The sequence below is a fragment of the Paenibacillus sp. FSL R5-0345 genome, assembly GCF_000758585.1.
Classification (GTDB): domain Bacteria; phylum Bacillota; class Bacilli; order Paenibacillales; family Paenibacillaceae; genus Paenibacillus_AQ.
The window spans coordinates 4,766,632-4,784,362 of record NZ_CP009281.1; the positions used below are offsets into that span (position 1 = coordinate 4,766,632).

Annotated in this window: 11 protein-coding genes; 1 reads left to right on the top strand and 10 read right to left on the bottom strand. The window is 43.0% G+C overall.

The features are described 5' to 3' along the window. Positions 1-2 precede the first annotated feature (2 nt). The 9 genes from adhE to R50345_RS21270 form a co-directional block, all read right to left on the bottom strand. On the bottom strand, positions 3-2,624 hold the full coding sequence (gene adhE / locus R50345_RS21230; RefSeq protein WP_042129885.1) for a bifunctional acetaldehyde-CoA/alcohol dehydrogenase: 2,622 nt from the start codon (positions 2,622-2,624) through the stop codon (positions 3-5). Between the two features lie 403 nt (positions 2,625-3,027). Continuing rightward, positions 3,028-4,491, bottom strand: coding sequence for an ABC transporter substrate-binding protein (locus tag R50345_RS21235; RefSeq protein ID WP_042129888.1), 1,464 nt, complete (start codon positions 4,489-4,491; stop codon positions 3,028-3,030). 132 nt (positions 4,492-4,623) lie between these two features. Further along, positions 4,624-5,496 carry a carbohydrate ABC transporter permease gene (locus tag R50345_RS21240; RefSeq protein ID WP_042129889.1) on the bottom strand — a complete coding sequence of 291 codons (873 nt, stop codon included), beginning with the start codon at positions 5,494-5,496 and terminating at the stop codon, positions 4,624-4,626. A 1-nt stretch (position 5,497) separates the two neighbouring features. Continuing rightward, positions 5,498-6,418, bottom strand: coding sequence for a carbohydrate ABC transporter permease (locus tag R50345_RS21245; protein ID WP_042129891.1), 921 nt, complete (start codon positions 6,416-6,418; stop codon positions 5,498-5,500). 117 nt (positions 6,419-6,535) lie between these two features. Continuing rightward, positions 6,536-7,864: a response regulator gene (locus tag R50345_RS21250; RefSeq protein WP_042129893.1), complete on the bottom strand. Its 1,329-nt coding sequence runs from the start codon at positions 7,862-7,864 to the stop codon at positions 6,536-6,538. Between the two features lie 19 nt (positions 7,865-7,883). Continuing rightward, positions 7,884-9,677 carry a cache domain-containing sensor histidine kinase gene (locus R50345_RS21255; RefSeq protein ID WP_042129895.1) on the bottom strand — a complete coding sequence of 598 codons (1,794 nt, stop codon included), beginning with the start codon at positions 9,675-9,677 and terminating at the stop codon, positions 7,884-7,886. 583 nt (positions 9,678-10,260) lie between these two features. Continuing rightward, positions 10,261-10,899: a beta-phosphoglucomutase gene (gene pgmB, locus R50345_RS21260; RefSeq protein WP_042129897.1), complete on the bottom strand. Its 639-nt coding sequence runs from the start codon at positions 10,897-10,899 to the stop codon at positions 10,261-10,263. Between the two features lie 32 nt (positions 10,900-10,931). Continuing rightward, entirely contained in the window at positions 10,932-13,214 is a 2,283-nt protein-coding gene (locus R50345_RS21265; protein WP_042129899.1) for a glycosyl hydrolase family 65 domain-containing protein, read from the bottom strand. Further along, positions 13,211-15,517 (bottom strand): glycoside hydrolase family 65 protein, encoded by a 2,307-nt coding sequence (locus tag R50345_RS21270; RefSeq protein WP_042129901.1) that lies wholly within the window; start codon positions 15,515-15,517, stop codon positions 13,211-13,213. Before R50345_RS21270 ends, R50345_RS21265 begins: the two co-directional genes overlap by 4 nt. 420 nt (positions 15,518-15,937) lie before the next feature. On the opposite strand from R50345_RS21270, the gene R50345_RS21275 reads away from it, so the two are divergent. After that, positions 15,938-16,663, top strand: coding sequence for a Crp/Fnr family transcriptional regulator (locus R50345_RS21275; protein WP_042129903.1), 726 nt, complete (start codon positions 15,938-15,940; stop codon positions 16,661-16,663). A gap of 272 nt (positions 16,664-16,935) precedes the next feature. On the opposite strand, the gene R50345_RS21280 is transcribed toward R50345_RS21275, so the two are convergent. Next, positions 16,936-17,727 carry a formate/nitrite transporter family protein gene (locus tag R50345_RS21280; RefSeq protein WP_042129905.1) on the bottom strand — a complete coding sequence of 264 codons (792 nt, stop codon included), beginning with the start codon at positions 17,725-17,727 and terminating at the stop codon, positions 16,936-16,938. Positions 17,728-17,731 lie beyond the last annotated feature (4 nt).

The following is a 17,731-nucleotide window of genomic DNA, read 5'->3' on the forward strand; positions in this document are numbered from 1 at the left end:
TATTAATTATCAAATCTTCCGTAGAATGCATTACGGTATACATCAGCAAGTTCAGATACCAACGGCAGCTTAGGATTGGCAGTTGTACATTGATCTTCAAACGCACGGTCAGCCAAGTAATCTACACGGGATTCGAAGTCCTTAGGATCAAAGCCCAGTTGTTGGAACGATTCCTCGATACCCAATTTTTTATTCATATCGCGAATAGCATTGATCAGGCTAGTTACACCTTCTTCAGTTGTGCGAGCTGGCAATCCCAAAATACGGGCAATTTCAGCGTAACGCTCATCAGCTACGAAGTGCGAATATTTAGGGAACGAAGCGAACTTCGTAGGTTTTTTAGCATTGTAACGGATAACGTGTGGCATAAGGATCGCGTTAGTACGACCATGAGCGGTGTGGTACTGTCCGCCCCATTTATGCGCCAAGCTGTGGTTAATTCCCAAGAATGCATTGGCAAAGGCCATACCCGCAAGTGTTGATGCATTATGCATTTTCTCACGAGCTACTCTGTCGCCTTCCAGTGCCGATTTTTCAAGGTATTGGAATACCAGTTGGATGGCTTTAATAGCTAGACCATCAGTGTAGTCACTCGCCATAACAGATACATAAGCTTCGATAGCATGTGTCAATACGTCCATACCTGTATCTGCAACTGCAGTTTTTGGCAAGCTGTATACGAACTCTGGATCAATGATAGCTACGTCTGGTGTTAACTCATAGTCAGCCAATGGATATTTAGTGTGTTGTTCAGTTGTTTTATCGGTAATAACTGCGAAAGATGTTACTTCCGAACCCGTACCCGAAGTAGTTGGAATCGCTACAAACTTAGCTTTGTTACCAAGTTTAGGGAATTTGTATACCCGTTTACGGATGTCCATGAATTTTTGTTTTAGACCGTTAAAGTCTGCGTCTGGATGTTCATAGAATAACCACATTCCTTTTGCAGCATCCATTGGGGAACCGCCGCCAAGTGCGATGATGCAGTCCGGTTGGAATCTGTTCATCATTGCAGTACCTTTTTCAACTGTAGTTGTCGATGGATCTGGTTCAACTTCCGAGAACACTTCGATAGCTACAGGAGTTTGGCGTTGACGCAGGTAATGTTCAACTCTTTCAACATATCCAAGCTTAACCATCATTGGGTCAGTGATAATTGCGACACGTGTGATATCAGGCATTTTGGTCAGGTACTGAGTAGCGCCTTTTTCAAAATAGATCTTGTCAGGTACTTTAAACCATTGCATATTCACGGTACGACGATTCACCCTTTTCACGTTGATCAAATTGATTGCTGTAACGTTTTGCGACACGGAGTTACGACCATAAGATCCGCAGCCCAGAGTCAACGAAGGGATATTAGTGTTATAAATATCGCCGATCGCACCATGTGTGGAAGGCGAGTTAACTAGAATACGTCCTGTTTGCAGACGGTTAGAGAACTTCATGATTACTTCTTCATTGTTGGAGTGGATAGCCGAGCTGTGGCCCATGCCGCCAAATTCAACAATTTGAGCTGCACGTTCGATCCCTTGATCTGCATTTTTAACCTTGTAGCAAGCAAGAACCGGGCTTAATTTTTCAGCGGATAGTGGATATTTAGTACCTACACCTTCAAGTTCTGCTACCAGAATCTTTGTGCCGGCAGGGACTTGAATGCCACACATTTCAGCAATTTTCACTGCGGATTGACCTACGATTGCTGGGTTAACCGCACATTTATCTACGTTCATTGCTCCACTAGTCAGTTTGGCAGCTTCTTCTTTATTAACAAAGTAGCAGCCATTTGCGATCATTTTTTTCTTCACTTGATCGAAGATTGGTTCTTCGATAATAACAGCTTGCTCGGAGGCACAGATCATACCATTATCAAATGTTTTAGAAAGAATGATGTCCGTTACGGCTTGATCAATATCCGCGCTCTTTTCAATGAAAGCAGGTACGTTACCAGGGCCTACGCCAAGTGCTGGTTTACCACAGCTGTAAGCTGCTTTTACCATTGCAGAACCACCAGTTGCCAAGATAAGAGCAACGTCTGGGTTGTTCATCAATGCGTTTGTCTTGTCCATTGTTGGCATTTCAATCCATTGGATACAGTTCTCAGGAGCGCCAGCTTTCACGGCAGCATCATGAAGAATTTTTGCAGCAGCTGCACTACACTCTTGCGCAGATGGGTGGAAACCGAATATAATAGGGTTCCGTGTCTTAATCGAAATCAACGCTTTAAACATCGTGGTGGATGTAGGGTTGGTTACCGGTGTGATACCCATAACAATTCCGACGGGTTCAGCAATTTTTTGGAAGCTATCATAAGCGTTGTCTTCAATAACGCCTACTGTTTTATCGTATTTAATTCCGTGCCAGATATATTCAGTTGAGAAGATGTTCTTCGTAATTTTGTCTTCGTATACGCCGCGTCCAGTTTCTTCTACGGCCAATTTTGCGAGGTACATATGTTTGTCGAGTCCAGCCAACGCCATTGCATGAACGATTGTGTCAACTTGCTCTTGGTCTAGCGCCATGAACGCCTCATGCGCTTTTTTTGCTTTATCCACTAAATTCTGAATATACTCTTCAGCGGTAACTTGTTTAACTTGGGCGGCGACTTCGTTCTTAACTGCCATCTCCCTCGTCCTCCTGTCAATTTTTAGTTGTTTTTCTCTACACATTTATCTTATCACATGATTTCCACCTTGTATAGTGAAATCTTTCACAAAGTATAAAGTTTTTTTGATTTGTTTTCAAAGCGCTTTCATTCGATCATATTATAGATATTTTTCCATATTTTATGTTAAAAATCCCTTCAAATCTTAGAATTATACTTTAATAAGCAAAGTATTGAGCCCATTTCCTTCCATTCACTTTAATACAGCACTCCGTTAAGGCATTCCCTTCATCACAGAAATTTACGATTTTCCTATGCTGTAATAGTTTCCAGTTGATCATCATTAGCTCTGTAGATTTATAAATTTATAAATTATAACAACAAAAAAACCGGCCCCAAAGGGACCGATTTTATTAATTTACCTATTCTGCTTTAATCGTATCAAAGAATTTCTCTTGCACTGTTTTAGCTGCTGCTTCTAGCTGGCTCTTAGAATCCGTTCCTTTTTTGGAGAACAGCTCTTGAATGACATTGGACATTGTTGCGTAGTAGTCCTGTGTATTGTATTGAGCTTCAGGTTTACCATCTAAGAGTCCCATAATGTCAGGGCTATATTGGTATACATTGGTGTACTTGTCATAAACCGCTTTGGTCTTCTTACCAAACTCAGAATCTGCTGAGTAGTAATCTAAGAGTGGCGGGATAAAGTATTTACCATCAGCTGTACGTTGTTGAAGGACTGCATCCAGTGCTTCCAAACCTTTATCAGAGAAGTAATCAAATGTGATATAACGGAATGCCATTTCTTGCTCATCTGGTGTTGCATTCGGATTAATTACGAGGTAATCACCACCAAGTACCCCCGTATGCTTGCCGCCTTTTTCCATAGCAGGCATTGGATATGTGAGCACATCCTCAGGTTTCAGTCCACCTTGATTCAGTGCTTGCTCGATTACGCCATCGGACCCAGCCATTACCATAGCTGTACGACTTTGTTGGAATGCGCCTACAGCATCGCCCCAGCCAAGTGCCCAGTCCTGAGGAATCGCGTTAGCTTCCCATCTAAGTTTCTTGTAGAAATCCAGTGCTTTAACACCAGCATCGGAGTTAAAGGTAGCGACAACCTTGCCGCCTTCAACCTTTTGAATTTCACCGCCAGCTTCGAACAGGAAGTTGGTCCAGTTCCAGCCTGCTTCGTTACCTTTACCCATTGGAGCAATACCGGAAATACCTTTTTTGACATCAGCTACGCCTTTAGCCGTATTCAGCATATCATCCCAAGTCCAATCCATTGGTGGGACCGCAACGCCTTTTTCATCCAGCATTTTTTTGTTGATCATAGTCGTTGTTACATAACCTTTTTGAGTTACTCCGAAAACTTTACCATCAATGATGAACTGATTTTGCAGTACTGGGTTAATTTGATCCTTAAATTCGTATTTGTTCCAAAGATCCGTAATGTCAGCAACCCAGCCCTTTTCCACCAGGAACTTAGCTTCTGTAGCGTAGGTGTTAAAGAAGGTTGGTGCTTCATTCGCAGCCATTTTGATTCCGATTTCACTTACATTGTACTGCCAGTCGTCTTTAACAATTTCAACATTTGGATATTCAGCCTGGAAACGTTTAATCTTGTCATCTTCTTGCGCTCTCACTTCAGTCAAGTCAGGTGTTGGATAGTGAATCTTGATCGTCACTTTTCTTTGAGTAATGTCATCCACTGGCGCCTCCGTAGCGGTTGCTGTATTATCCGTTACCGCATTTGTTGGCGCAGTAGTTGCTTCCCCGCCTTTGTTTCCCGCTGTGTTTCCGTTATTATTGCCACTGCAAGCAGATAGCAACGAACCGGCTACAAGTACGCTTAGTAGAACGCTAGAGTACTTACGCATTGAAACTCCCCTTTTCAATTCATAATTATCTTACAGATAAATCATAAAATAGAAACCGTTTGCAAACGAGGTGCATTTATATTCACTTCATGTGCATGTTTACGATCCGTGGTTAAATTCGTCGATAATTGCTTATCCTTTCACTGCTGACAAAGCAACCCCACGCATAATGAATTTCTGGAAAATCAAGAAGACAATGATTGGTGGCAACGATACTAAAAACAGGATAGCAAATTTAATATTAGTATTGAGTGCCTTCACATTAATAACGTATTTATAAATGGCTGTCGCAAGCGTATATTTCTCTTCACTGTGCATAACTAGAGATGGCCAGAACCAGTCATTCCAAGCGGTAGAAAAGATAAAGATCGCTAAAGTTGCAAAAATCGGAATTGAAAGTGGTACAGCAATGGAGAAAAAGCTTCTCGGCTCAGAGGCTCCATCAATTCGTGCTGCTTCAAAGATTTCTGGATGAATCCCGTCAAAAAAGTTCTTTAACAAAAGAAAGTAGAAGGTGTTCGCACCTGCTGGCAACCAGAAAGCCGCGTACTGATTCAGCAATCCCAGCTCCTTCAAATTGACAAAGTTCGGAATCATGTAGCTGGTAGCCGGAATAAACAATGTCATCAGGAAGAAGAAGTAAATCGCTCTTTTGTATGGAACATTCATACGGGAAATACTAAAAGCGGACATTCCCAATACGACTAAAGTCACAACCATATTCCCTAAAAAAATATAAATGGTGTTTCTAAGAAACATCGGCAGATCAATGTAATTCATTGCATCCTTAAGGTTGCTGAAGTGCCATTCCTGAGGGAAAAAATGCGGCGGGAATGAATTCACCTCTTGATTCGACTTCAATCCGTTGAATAACGTCATACAAATCGGGTACAGCATGCTAAAAACCATAACCAAAATGACTACACACATCAAACCGTAAACAATCTTATTACTTGTTTTTTTCAAATCGTGTTCTGAAAGAATCCCTCTATCTGCGCTCTTCATCTTAGTAGTCCTCCTTGTTAAGCTTGAACTGTAAAATGCCCAAACCACCCAGGACAATGAACATTAACATGCCAAGCGCAGTAGCTGTTCCATAATCGAGTCTTGTAAATGCATATTTTACAATCAACAATGCGTAGGTAAGTGTAGTGTTATTCGGCCCACCATCAAGTAACGCCATTTGTGACTGATACCCTTGTGAAGTACCAATAATTTGTAGAATCAACATCAAAAAGATTAAATTACGCAGTGAAGGCAAAGTGATGTACTTTATTCGTGCCCATATACCTGCCCCATCAATCTCAGCGGCTTCATACCAATCTCGCGGAATGCTGAGTACAGCAGCCAAGTATATTAACATCCCTGATCCGAACTGCTGCCATGTCTCCATAAACACAAGTGAAATCATGGACCATCTTGTATCTGTTAAGAAGGCAACTTGGTCCACACCCATTGTACCTAGTAACGCATTAATTGGACCCACCGGATCATATAGCCATCTCCACAGTCCATACAGGACGACACCAGGCATAACGAAAGGCAGATAAGCCGCTACACGTACAAAACCCCCAAACTTTCTCAGCTCCGAGATCATGATAGCAAAAGCAATCGGAACCCAAAACCCAATAATAAGACATAAAAACATGTAATACCCAGTGTTCTTTAATGCAGTCAAGACATCTGGATCACTAAGTGCTCTACTGTAGTTCTCAAAGCCTACAAAGCTATTCCCTTTAACAAAATCCACATGGTAAAAGCTGTACAGTAAGCCTTTGAAAATTGGAACCCACAAAAACATAATAAAAATAATTACGGCAGGTACGAGGAACATATATCCCCAAAAGTTTTTCTTCCAGCGGTTTTGCTTGTACGGTGTCCCCTTCAGCGTCGCCGGGTTTTCGGTTACTACTGCGGTTTGATTCATCAGGCTCCCTCATTCCATTGTTCTTTCAGCATTTTTCACAAAATGCTTCCTACCTTAAATTGTAGGAAATGAGGGTTGTACTGAACATGTCTATATCTACCGAAGTCATGGGTGTTTTTACTTCTTCAATTCGCTGGGGCTAATCCCATAATATTTTTTGAAAATTTTACTAAAATGCTCGGGTGATTCATAACCTACACGTTCCGCAATTTCGTATCTGCGAAGATCGGTATTCAAAATCATTTCCCGACTTTCTTCCATCCGGAGCTTGATTACATATTCCCACAGGTTATAACCTGTATTTTTCTTAAATAGGTAACTCAAATAATTGGGACTAACATGATTCTTCTTAGCCACATCGTGAATCGTCAGTCCTTTTTGCGCATAGTTCTCGTCAATATATTCTTTAGCTTTTTGTACGATCAGATTGCTATGGGTATGAAGCTCTTCTACAGATGGATCACTCGTGTAACTGTTCCAGTTGAAATCCCCATAATAGAACACATAATGGTCACTGTGCTCATTGTTCCAGAGAATTGCATTGGAAGCCTGACGGTTCAATACAGCCATAAACGAAAGCCCCTTTAGAATCTGGCTGATGCCAATGACCACGTTCAGATGTAAGTATTTATGGATATTAAAATGAAGACTGCGTCCAAGAATATCTAGTCTATTGATTTGGCTGGCAGATGAATCCTCATAGCTTTTTTCATCCCATTGAATAATGATCGTAATCTCACCATCCGGTGCATAAAAAGCTATCGAGTTCCATTCCTGATCCATTAGTTCTTTGGCAATGTTCAGCGCAGCATAACAAAGAAGCCGTCTGTCCCGCAAAGTGTACTGCTTCTCTTGGTTCATTCCAGACAGTGGTACCTTAAGTTTTAAGACGGAAAAATACGGCCCTTGCAGCTTCAGGTTATCCAGCTTCAGCAGGTTATCTGCCTCAGCAAGTACAACTCCAGGGTCGATGAGCAATTCATTCAAAAGCTTGCTGAATTCTGGAAGCGGCTCTTCCAGTCGAAAGCTCTCGTTAATCCCTGACATGAAAACGTCTAGTTCTGGTGAGGGCTTACCCATCTTAAGGAGCACATTTCTGACCGAATCCAAAAACTGCTCACTATTCAAAGGCTTAATTAAATAATCCTTAGCACCGAGCCTAACGGCCATTTGAGCATATTGAAACGTCTCATGTGCAGAAATCACGATAGTCTGAACCCATGGTTTGGCAAGTTTTGCATGCTGCATCAGATCAATTCCACTCATTGCACCCATCTGAATATCCGTAACGAGCAGATCAATTTCCTCCATGCGGATACAGTCCAACGCCTCAAATCCGCTATTAGCTGTATAAATATTAGAAATATCCAGCCCGGATGAAGCTAATAAATTGCTCAGTCCTTTACAAATCAATGGTTCGTCATCTACTACCAATATATTGAACATATCTGTATGTTCCCCTTCCTTAGTCCTGATTCTCCGATTTCGGAAGCTTGACTGTTACTAGCGTTCCGCCTTCTGTACGAGGGGTATAGCTGATGCCATAATCAGAGCCAAAATGTAAATGAATACGCTGGTTAATATTACGGATACCATAACCGCTGGTAGGATTCGGACTGTCATCATTCAATACAGCTTCAATGGCTTCATAATCAACAGACTTATATCCGTTATCTTCAATAGAGATCCTAACGGTTTCGTCCTCACAAACTGCAGTGATGGTGATCTCACCATCCTCGCCCATATTTTTGACCCCATGAATAATAGCATTTTCTATTAATGGCTGCAGCGTAATTTTAGGAATTAGGTTGCTTTTCGTATTTGGGTGAATATCCATCACAACTCGAAATACGTAATCATAGCGGTGCTGCTGCAGCTTGATATAAGCCGTTGCATGCTCCAGCTCTTCTTCAAGGGTAATCAGCTCCCTTCCCCGACTAAGACTGATCTTCATAAGTTTGGACAATTCCTTGATCATCTCGGCGGATTCGACATTCCCTTCTAATGAGCTTTTCCAATAAATGCTCTCTAGGGTGTTATAAAGTAAATGGGGGTTGATCTGTTGATATAGCAGTTGAAGCTGTGATTCCTTCTGTTTAAGCTCCATCTGGTATTTATATGTGATTAATCCGTTAAGCCTGCGGGCCATGTCATAGGTAGAAGCAATCAGCACACTGACCTCATCATTACTCCCCCTCCGCGGCGTCTCTGGAACACGATTACCCGGCTCGTATTTTCGCACGAAAAAAGCCAGCTTTTGCAAAGGAGTCATTAATGAACGCCAAAAGTACGTTATCATAATCAGTCCAAATACTGCATAAGCCACGGTGATATATTGAATAACACTTTTCATTTCGTTCTGTTGCTGCAATAGCGCCTTTACTGGAACTTTGTAGACCAGCTTTTGACCAAGCGCATGGTTATTGTTAACCACATAGATAAAATCGGAGGTAATCACATCTACTGTACCTTCCAAATCCTCAGCAACCACCGTCTCCGGCAACGCAATTACTTCTCCAGTATTATTCGTAGTGGAAGCAAGAACACGGTTATTCAAGTCTGTTAAGTAAATTTCTCCGTCAGGCAAAGAGATTGATTTGAGGGATTCTCCAATTTTAGAGTCCATTTTGGTGATGACCAAAACGCCAATCGTCTCCGCTTTTCTGGAAATGTTGTTTACAGCTCTCATGTAAGTTAGTGTTTTTAAATTCTCTGCTTGCGCGCTTAGCCTCTCCGTGAACTTCAGTGAGCCGCGTCCCTTCTTCTGAACAACCTCTTCAAACCAGTATGGCTCTTCGGCTTTGGAAAAGAAATAAACGCCCGCCTTCTTAACCTGTGGGAAATTGGGGGCGAAAAAGTAATAATCATTCGGATCGTATATATAAAGGGAGTAATGAATACCATCCCCCCGTTCAGCACCCTGGGAGTAACTGACCAACAACTTCTCTATCGTCTCATACCGTTTGACTCTCTCCAGTATGGTATCCGAGCCAGTCATATTAATTTGCTGAATCAGAGGATTCTGTATCACGGTGGTAGTGATTTTATTTACTGTGTCGATATCCCGATTAATAATCGTAAAGTTCTGCTTGTTCAATTCCACATAAGCATTCGTAACATGGCGCTTCAGTATTTGCTCCGCCTTCATATTCCCATATATGTTCAAAAAGAGGATCGGAGAAATCATAATCAGAAATAGCAGGATGAGCTGCTGCTTGACGTTCAGCTTTCGAATCAATCTAATCAGCCTAGACAACACTATAGTCACACCTCCGGGTTAAATAACTATATCAAAGGGATAAACGCTTACATATGTTCATTTTAAAGTTTTTTATGGTCATTTGTATGTAGTTTTTTTCTGTTGTGCGGATTATAAGAGCATGGTGATATAGACGTCACTGCGTGGAGCGTTTGGGCTTACGATCGCTGTTATCCTCAGATTCCCTGATTTTATACCGCTTTGCGGTAGAAATCCGAGGATAAAGGCGACCACTTCGTTTCTCCAGCTCCAAACCTCCACTCCGCAACTTCATCACCGAGATTCTTAAAAACCGAAAACAGAAAAAGTGAGGGCGCGCAGGGACCACTGCGTGGGGCTTTGGGACCCGATACTCCCTCTGAGCTTCTACCGAAATTATGAGCTTCTTGAGTCTTTTTAGTATAATAGCTTTCCAAGCTGCATCATCACGTTCAGCCATCGGATGCACGTTAGTTTTTTCGAGCAGCTGAACTTGTCAGCTGAATTCAGAGTGTGAGCGCAGGAATTCAGAATAAAGAAGAAAAAAAGACCGACCCCACAGTAGCGTCAACTACTTTGGAGTCGGTCCCCTGTTCAATTATCCTTAGTCTGTCAACAACTCATATAATCCTTTTACAACCATATCAGCTTCCTTCAACACTTCCGGCTTGCCAATACCTACTACCTTCATACCTGCAGCCTTACCTGCTTGAACGCCCGCTTCCGCATCCTCAAACACGACACATTCATCCGGCTGTAAGCCTAGCTCCTGACCAGCGATCAAGAACACCTCCGGGTGCGGCTTGGCAAGTGACACTTTGTTACCGTCAACTACGGCATCGAACAGATCCGTAATATTCAGCTTATTCAAAATAAACTCTGCATTCTTACTAGCTGAACCTAACGCAATTCCAATCCCGCGCGTTCTCAGTCCAGTTAAGTATTCTTTGACCCCAGGTAGCAGTTCCGACTCCTCAAGCTTAGAGATGTACTCTACATATAGGCGGTTCTTCTTCTCCGCCATCGCAAGCTTCTCCGCTTCTTCAAATTGTAGGCCGCCAACCTCCAGAAGAATATCGAGCGATCTCATCCGGCTCACGCCCTTAAGACGTTCGTTATCCTCTTCTGTAAATGTAAAGCCTAGCTCGTCAGCAAGACTCGCCCAAGCCAAATAATGATATTTAGCTGTGTCTACGATTACGCCATCCAGATCAAAGATGGCGCCTTTCATATTTTGCAACATGGATTTACTTCCTCTCCGTTGTTAGTTAATGTCTATACTGTTGTTTCGGCCAAGGTTAGCCGCAAGCTCTCACCTGCACCACAGGACTTACCTTCTCGCCCTTGTACCGAGAACACCAGAGTCCCGCTGTAGTCGGCTGCTGTGGTAACTGTAACTTCATCCTTGCTGATCCGCAGTTTAAAGGTATCTCCCCGAAGCGTAACCGGAAGCTCAACAGACTGCCAATGTTTAGGCAGTGAAGGTTTGATATGGACAGTTCCGCCATCGTAATCCAACCCTGCAAAACCAAGTACCGCAGCCATCCAAGCACCGCCGTTAGCGGCTGGGTGGGTACCACCAATATAGAGATCCCCTACATACTGCTTAGATTCTCCCGTGAGATCTACAGTAGCTGTGCGCATAAAATATGGATATCCCCAATCCGGAGAACCAATATCGGCAGCTACCAAAGCGTAGATACAAGGACTAAGACTTGACCCATGCTCGGTGCGCGGTTCGTAGAATTCCCAGTTCGCTTGTTTCACTTCCTTGGTGAAGGAATGTTTGAATAGATTTAACATCAATACGACATCCGCTTGCTTCAGTATGGTTGTAGTTGTGGCTAATCCATTACCGCCACCCAAATACTCATTTTTGTTAAGTACACGGGATTTCAATTCTGGCAGCTCGATATCCTCTAAGGTGAAGTAACGGTCGAATTGTTCGATGACAAGGCTGGCTGGGTCTGGCTGCGGAACATAGAAGCTATCCAGCATAGCTTTGAACTCTGTCAGAAACGGACCTTCACTAAACTCTGTAGACAGTTGGCTGTATACTTCCGGATACTTATCTTGCAGCAATTCTGCTGTACGCAAGGCAATCTCCAGTGTCTCCTTAACCAGAGCATTCGTAAAAGCATTATTGTTCACACGCTCATGATATTCGTCTGGACCTGTTACATCTAGAATCTCGAAGCGTTCTTTTACTGAATTATAGTAAGCATAAGAGTAGAAGAACCGGGCACATTCCCAGATCACTTCCGCCCCTCCGCTAGTTAGCAGACTCTCGTCACCTGTAAATTGAACGTATTTCCAGATCCCATGTACAACATCTCCACTGATATGAACCTGCTTATCGCGGAAATAAGTCCGCATTGGTCGACCGGTAAATACATCATTCACATTAAACAGTGTACAAGCATCGTCTCCTGTATCCTGACTTTCCCAAGCATAGAATGCTCCCAAAAAACCATATTCCGCGGCCTTCCGGCGAGCTCCGTCCAAGGTATGAATCCGGTACATCATCAGGTTGCGAGCAACCTTTGGATCCGTATGCAGGAAGAACGGCAGCATAAACATCTCTGTATCCCAGAATACGGCTCCTTTATAAACCTGACCCGATAAACCACGAGCCGGGATAGAAACCTTTTCCGAAACCGTAGGTGCAATAATTAACAGCTGATAAATACTGTATCTTAGAGCAAACTGGGCATCCTCATCGCCTTCGATAATGACATCGCTAAGTGACCATCTTTCTTCCCATTGCTGGCGATGAGCCTGTAATAACTCGTCATAACCGAGCGTTTCAGCAGCTTGGACAGACTTCACTGCTTCTGACTCCGGTGCACTAACATCAAGTCCAGTATATACCGCAACGTACTTAAACCATTCATAGGTCTCACCCGCACGCGCTTCAAAAGAAATCCGGCGAATACTAGCGCCCTCATCCAGTTGCTGATCTCCAAAATTAAATACGGCTCTCTCCGCTACAACTACCGGAATGTTCAATTCTCCACTCGTAGAGGAATAGACGAGTACCTCGTCCTGTGACTGTACCTTTTGACCAAAGAGGTGGGGACCATTGATATCCCATACATCTACGTCAATCCCGGTCTCAATCACAATTTGGCAATCTTGTGTACTATGGATAGAGTATTTACTAACGAGCAGATGAAGATTGTCCTGGCTTACAAAACGATCTGCTGTGAACGTCAACGTTCCTCCGTCAGATATATCATACTCAGTATTCCGATGATGAATCGCACTGCGGATATTCAGCTCCTGCATATGAGAGCTCGGTTCAAGCTCTAGCACACTTAAAGGCTGACCGTTACAGACAACCTTGGTCCATAATCCATTCGGAGCATTGACAGGTTCTCTCCACTTATTTCCCGCTTTGTCATATAGACCGGCTAAAGTTACGGCAACTAACTCAGTTTTACCGAATTCCTCCAGTGTGCCGCGATATCCCATATAGCCATTGCCTAACATATATTTGTTCCCGTTCGTCGTCACCAGTTGCTTGTCGAAATGACTATCCCTAACCGCCCAGCTCATCGGGCCAACATCCCTTCGCCTAGCGGAAGCGTCGTGCCGGAAGCATCCACTGTAATGGACTGGCCGTACACGATAATATCCGTGCTACCCCCATGAATTGCTGTGAGCGTTACTGAAGTTTTGTTTACCAAAATACGTAGTAATACCCCTTCGTACATCACTTGGAAACTATACTCGTTCCAGCGTTCAGGTAATGAAGGTTGGAAGGACAACCGCTCTCCATCTGAACGCATACCACCAAAGCCATATACAATATTCATCCAAGCGGCTGCAATCGAAGTTGTGTGAAGCCCTTCACGTGTATTACGGTTGTAATTGTCTAAATCCAGTCTTGTCGCAAATTCAAAGAACGAATAGGCTTCTTCCGGCTTACCGATTTCGCTTGCCAGTATGGAATGGATTGAAGGTGAAAGTGAAGATTCATGAATACATCTAGACTCGTAATATTCATAGTTGGCCAGCTTCGCTTCTTTAGAGAATTGTCCATTATATAAGAACATAAACATAAGGACATCCGGTTGCTTAATCATGTCATAACGGTACAGACGATCATATGACCAGTTCGAATAGAGCGGAAACTCCGTTACAGGGATGGAATGAATATCAATATGCGGCATATCGAAGAATCCATCATGTTCTTCAAATACTCCTGTTACTTCGTCAACCGGAATTTTCATATGGTCTGCTTTATTTTTCCAATCGTTAAGCTCTTCGTCACGAAGCCCCGTCTTTTCTACAACCGTCGCAAAAGCCGTTGGTGCCTGTTCTTTCATTTCCCGCAGGGTATTCAGGGTGTATTCAAATGATTTTTGGGCCATCAGATTAATATAGCAGTTATTATTCACCATCAATTGGAACTCATCAGGACCCATTACGCCAAAATATCCATATTTCCCGCTTTGTTGACCCCATTGACCGCGTGTAGCGTAGAATCTACTAATCTGAACCAGCATCTCAGCGCCTTTACTGTGCAGGAATTCTTTATCGCCAGTATTTTTGACATAATGCCAGATACCATAGGAAATAGCAGTCCCTACATGAAGCTGAAGATTCGAATGCTGCCAAAGATCACAGCTCTCTGTTCCATCTATAGTAGCAATAGGGTAACATGCTCCCTCGCAATCAACATCTTTAGCACGTTGCATAGCCTGAGGTAACGTCTTATATCTAAAGTCCAGCAAGCTCCGGGCGGCCTTAGGATTATTGAACATATAGAAAGGCAAGCAATACGATTCTGTATCCCAGAAAGCCAACCCACGATATACTTCTCCCGTCAGCCCTTTAGCGCCGATGTTGAACCCAGGATGATCACCATGATAAGTCTGATAAAGCTGGAAAATGCAAAAGCGAATGCCCTGCTGATTCTCAGGATCGCCCTCGATCCGAATATCACTTGTCTCCCAGATACCATTCCAATAGGCTGTCTGATCCGCGAAAATTTGAGTATCTTTCAGTTGACTCGCACTTTCAGCAAGAGATAGCCCTTTGCTCCACAGCTCTTCAGCTGTATGTGCAGATTCATTATCTGAATAGTTAATAACCAGCTTTGTAAAATGGGTCGATTCTCCTTGAGCAAGCTCCAAAGTAAAGCTTTGCCCTATAAATTTATCATGTTCAGTTCGGGTAAGCTGAAGCGGCTGCGAAGATTGTAAAGTAAAGCTGGAGAATAGCTTGTTAGCTGTGTTCACTGTTCTCGCCATAATAGCAGTGGTAGCTCCTTGTTCTCCGCTGCGGAGACTACTCCACATACATTCGCCGCGTTCCTCATGAATAATGCTGAAATCAAGACCCGCACAAATGTCTACGCTGCCCGAAAAATTAAGTGGCTCAAATTCCACCCGCTGTAGCCCCAGATGAGACATCGTCATGCTGACTAAGCGTGTAAAGACAACTTTTAAGCTTTTGCCATCATTTAGGTGCCAGATCAGCTCCCGCCGGTAGGTTCCACTACGAAGATCAAGTTTACGTACATAATCCGATATTTTACTTTTTGCCAGATCCAGCTGTTCACCATTCACAGTGATCCGCGTATACAGCCAGTCCACCGCATTCACCATGTATCTCAGCGAGCGAATGATTCCTTTATAATGATTGCCAATGTCCAATTGTTCATTTAACCCGTTGAAATAACTGCCTTGCAGGGAATCCCCAGAGTAACCTTCCTCAGCATACCCCCGCACACCCATATACTCATTTCCTAGTGAAAAAATAGATTCCGAGGTCCGATTTCGTTCTGGATCAAAGCCCTCTTCAATAATTGCCCAAGGATCTACCTTAAGATATTTGTCAGCCACTTTAGCCATGTATGATTTCCCCTTCTCCTGGTTTTTGCTCCATTCTCAGGATATCGTTCCATACCCGTTGCGCCAATGTCTGACCTTAATGAAGATGTGTGCGTTTATACGGAGTTGAAATCGAACGGATTTCTATATCATGAATTTTTGCAGTATAATATGTAGAATCTAATAAGAACCCCAAAAAAACAGCGACAGACCCATTATTTGAGAATAATGGATTGCCACTGCTGATATATAAAGAACATATACTTCTTACTCCTTTTTAGTTAAAAATCATATTACATCTAGCACTTTTGAAGTGAAAATAATCACAATGTTGAAAATTCGACACTTTTAAATGGTTTTTCTTACCCAAATTGAAGATTAAAGAGGTATAATTAATTTAAAATTTACTGAAAAACTGAGGGAATAAAGGGGATGTCGATTATGCTAAAAGAACATTACAATGTCATCGAAGCCCACGGAAATACAAACTGTTTCTCCGAACAGAATTTCAACAGACTTCTTGTTACTATGAAAGAGCGCGTTGTTCCAGAGGGTTCACATCTTTTCTGGGAAGGCGACTACTCGGATAAATTGTTTTATATCAAACGTGGACGTGTGAAATTAACTAAATCAACGGATGAAGGTAAAGAACTTATTCTTTATATGTACCAAGCTGGCGATATGGTAGGTCAAGCGGACCCATTCTTCAGCACCAAGCACAGCTTTACTGCAGAAGTGATTGAAGAGAGTGAAGTTGGCGTTATCGAGCAAAAGGATCTAGAAATTCTCATTTGCCAACATTGTGATTTTGCTATCGACTTTATGAAATGGATGGGCATTCATCACCGCCTAACTCAAACGAAATTCCGTGATCTGATGATGTATGGCAAACCAGGCGCACTTTGCTCTACTCTCATTCGACTTGGTAATACTTATGGTGAGAAGAGCAGCGATGGTGAGAACATCCTCATCAACAAAAAAATTACGCATACAGATCTGTCCAACATGATCGGCGCCACTCGTGAGAGTGTAAACCGGATGCTGAGTGACTTGCGTAAAAAGGATGCGGTTGAGTACGAAAACGGCATGATTGTCATCAAGGATCTTGGTATGCTGCAGGAAATTTGCCACTGCGAAATGTGTCCAAACGAGATCTGCCGAATTTAATTCCATTATCATATACCCTCTATTCACCTCAATGAAACTTATATGACCCAATTATTCTGCACATTATAAAATAGAGTGGTCCAAGGCGCCTAACATAGGCGTCTTTTTTTATACCACAAGACAAGCAAAAACGCCTTCGGCGTCCCTAATGGACGGTAAGCGTTTATGCGAGAAATATAAGGATAATTTATAGCGTGAAACTTATACTTTCTTATATTTAGAAAAAGAGCTGGACCCGAAATTGGGTCAGCCCTATAACCATAAATATTCTCTTAACGTTTAGTCTGAGTACTTCGCACGGGAGAGATCATCCAATAGGCCATACCAACAAATACGCCACCGCCAATTATATTTCCTAGTGTAACGGGTATCATATTGTGTATCCATCCGGCAATCGTAACGGTGTCTGGGTGATTCGGGAGCAACACAGCAACGCTCAGTAGGGTCATATTAGCCACGCTGTGTTCATAACCACTCGCAATAAAGGCGAACAAGCACCACCAGATCAGAACCAGTTTGGCTGTTTCACTTTTAGCGCGTGAAGCCATCCATAGCGCTAGACAGACCAGCCAGTTACAGAGAATCCCACGGAAAAAGAGCTCCGAAAACGGAAGGCTCATTTTCTTAGCTGCAGCTGCGAAGATCAGATGCTCTGGGGGCGCCGCACTGAATAGTCCAGTTCCTCGAATTAATAGTGCTAAAATCACTGCCCCTGCCACATTCCCTACAAACACAAGCACCCAGTTCTTGACGGTATCCCAAATACTTGTTCTGCCAGCTAGTGTGCTAACCGTAAAGAACATATTATTTCCGGTAAACAGCTCTGATCCAGCAAACACAACAAGAGTCAAGGCAATACCGAAGGATGCACCCATAATGAGAGGTTGGAAAGGTGATTTGGCAGCCGCTAGAGGCGCCCCCAGCGAGAAAATAAGAATAATCCCAATGCCCACATATGCCCCGGCCAAGAGGGCTGCTAGAAAATATCTTGGTAAACTTTCATTCATTTGGTCTCGCTTGCTGACTGCCGCCTCGACAATGTTCTCCACACTTTGTGTAAACATAATA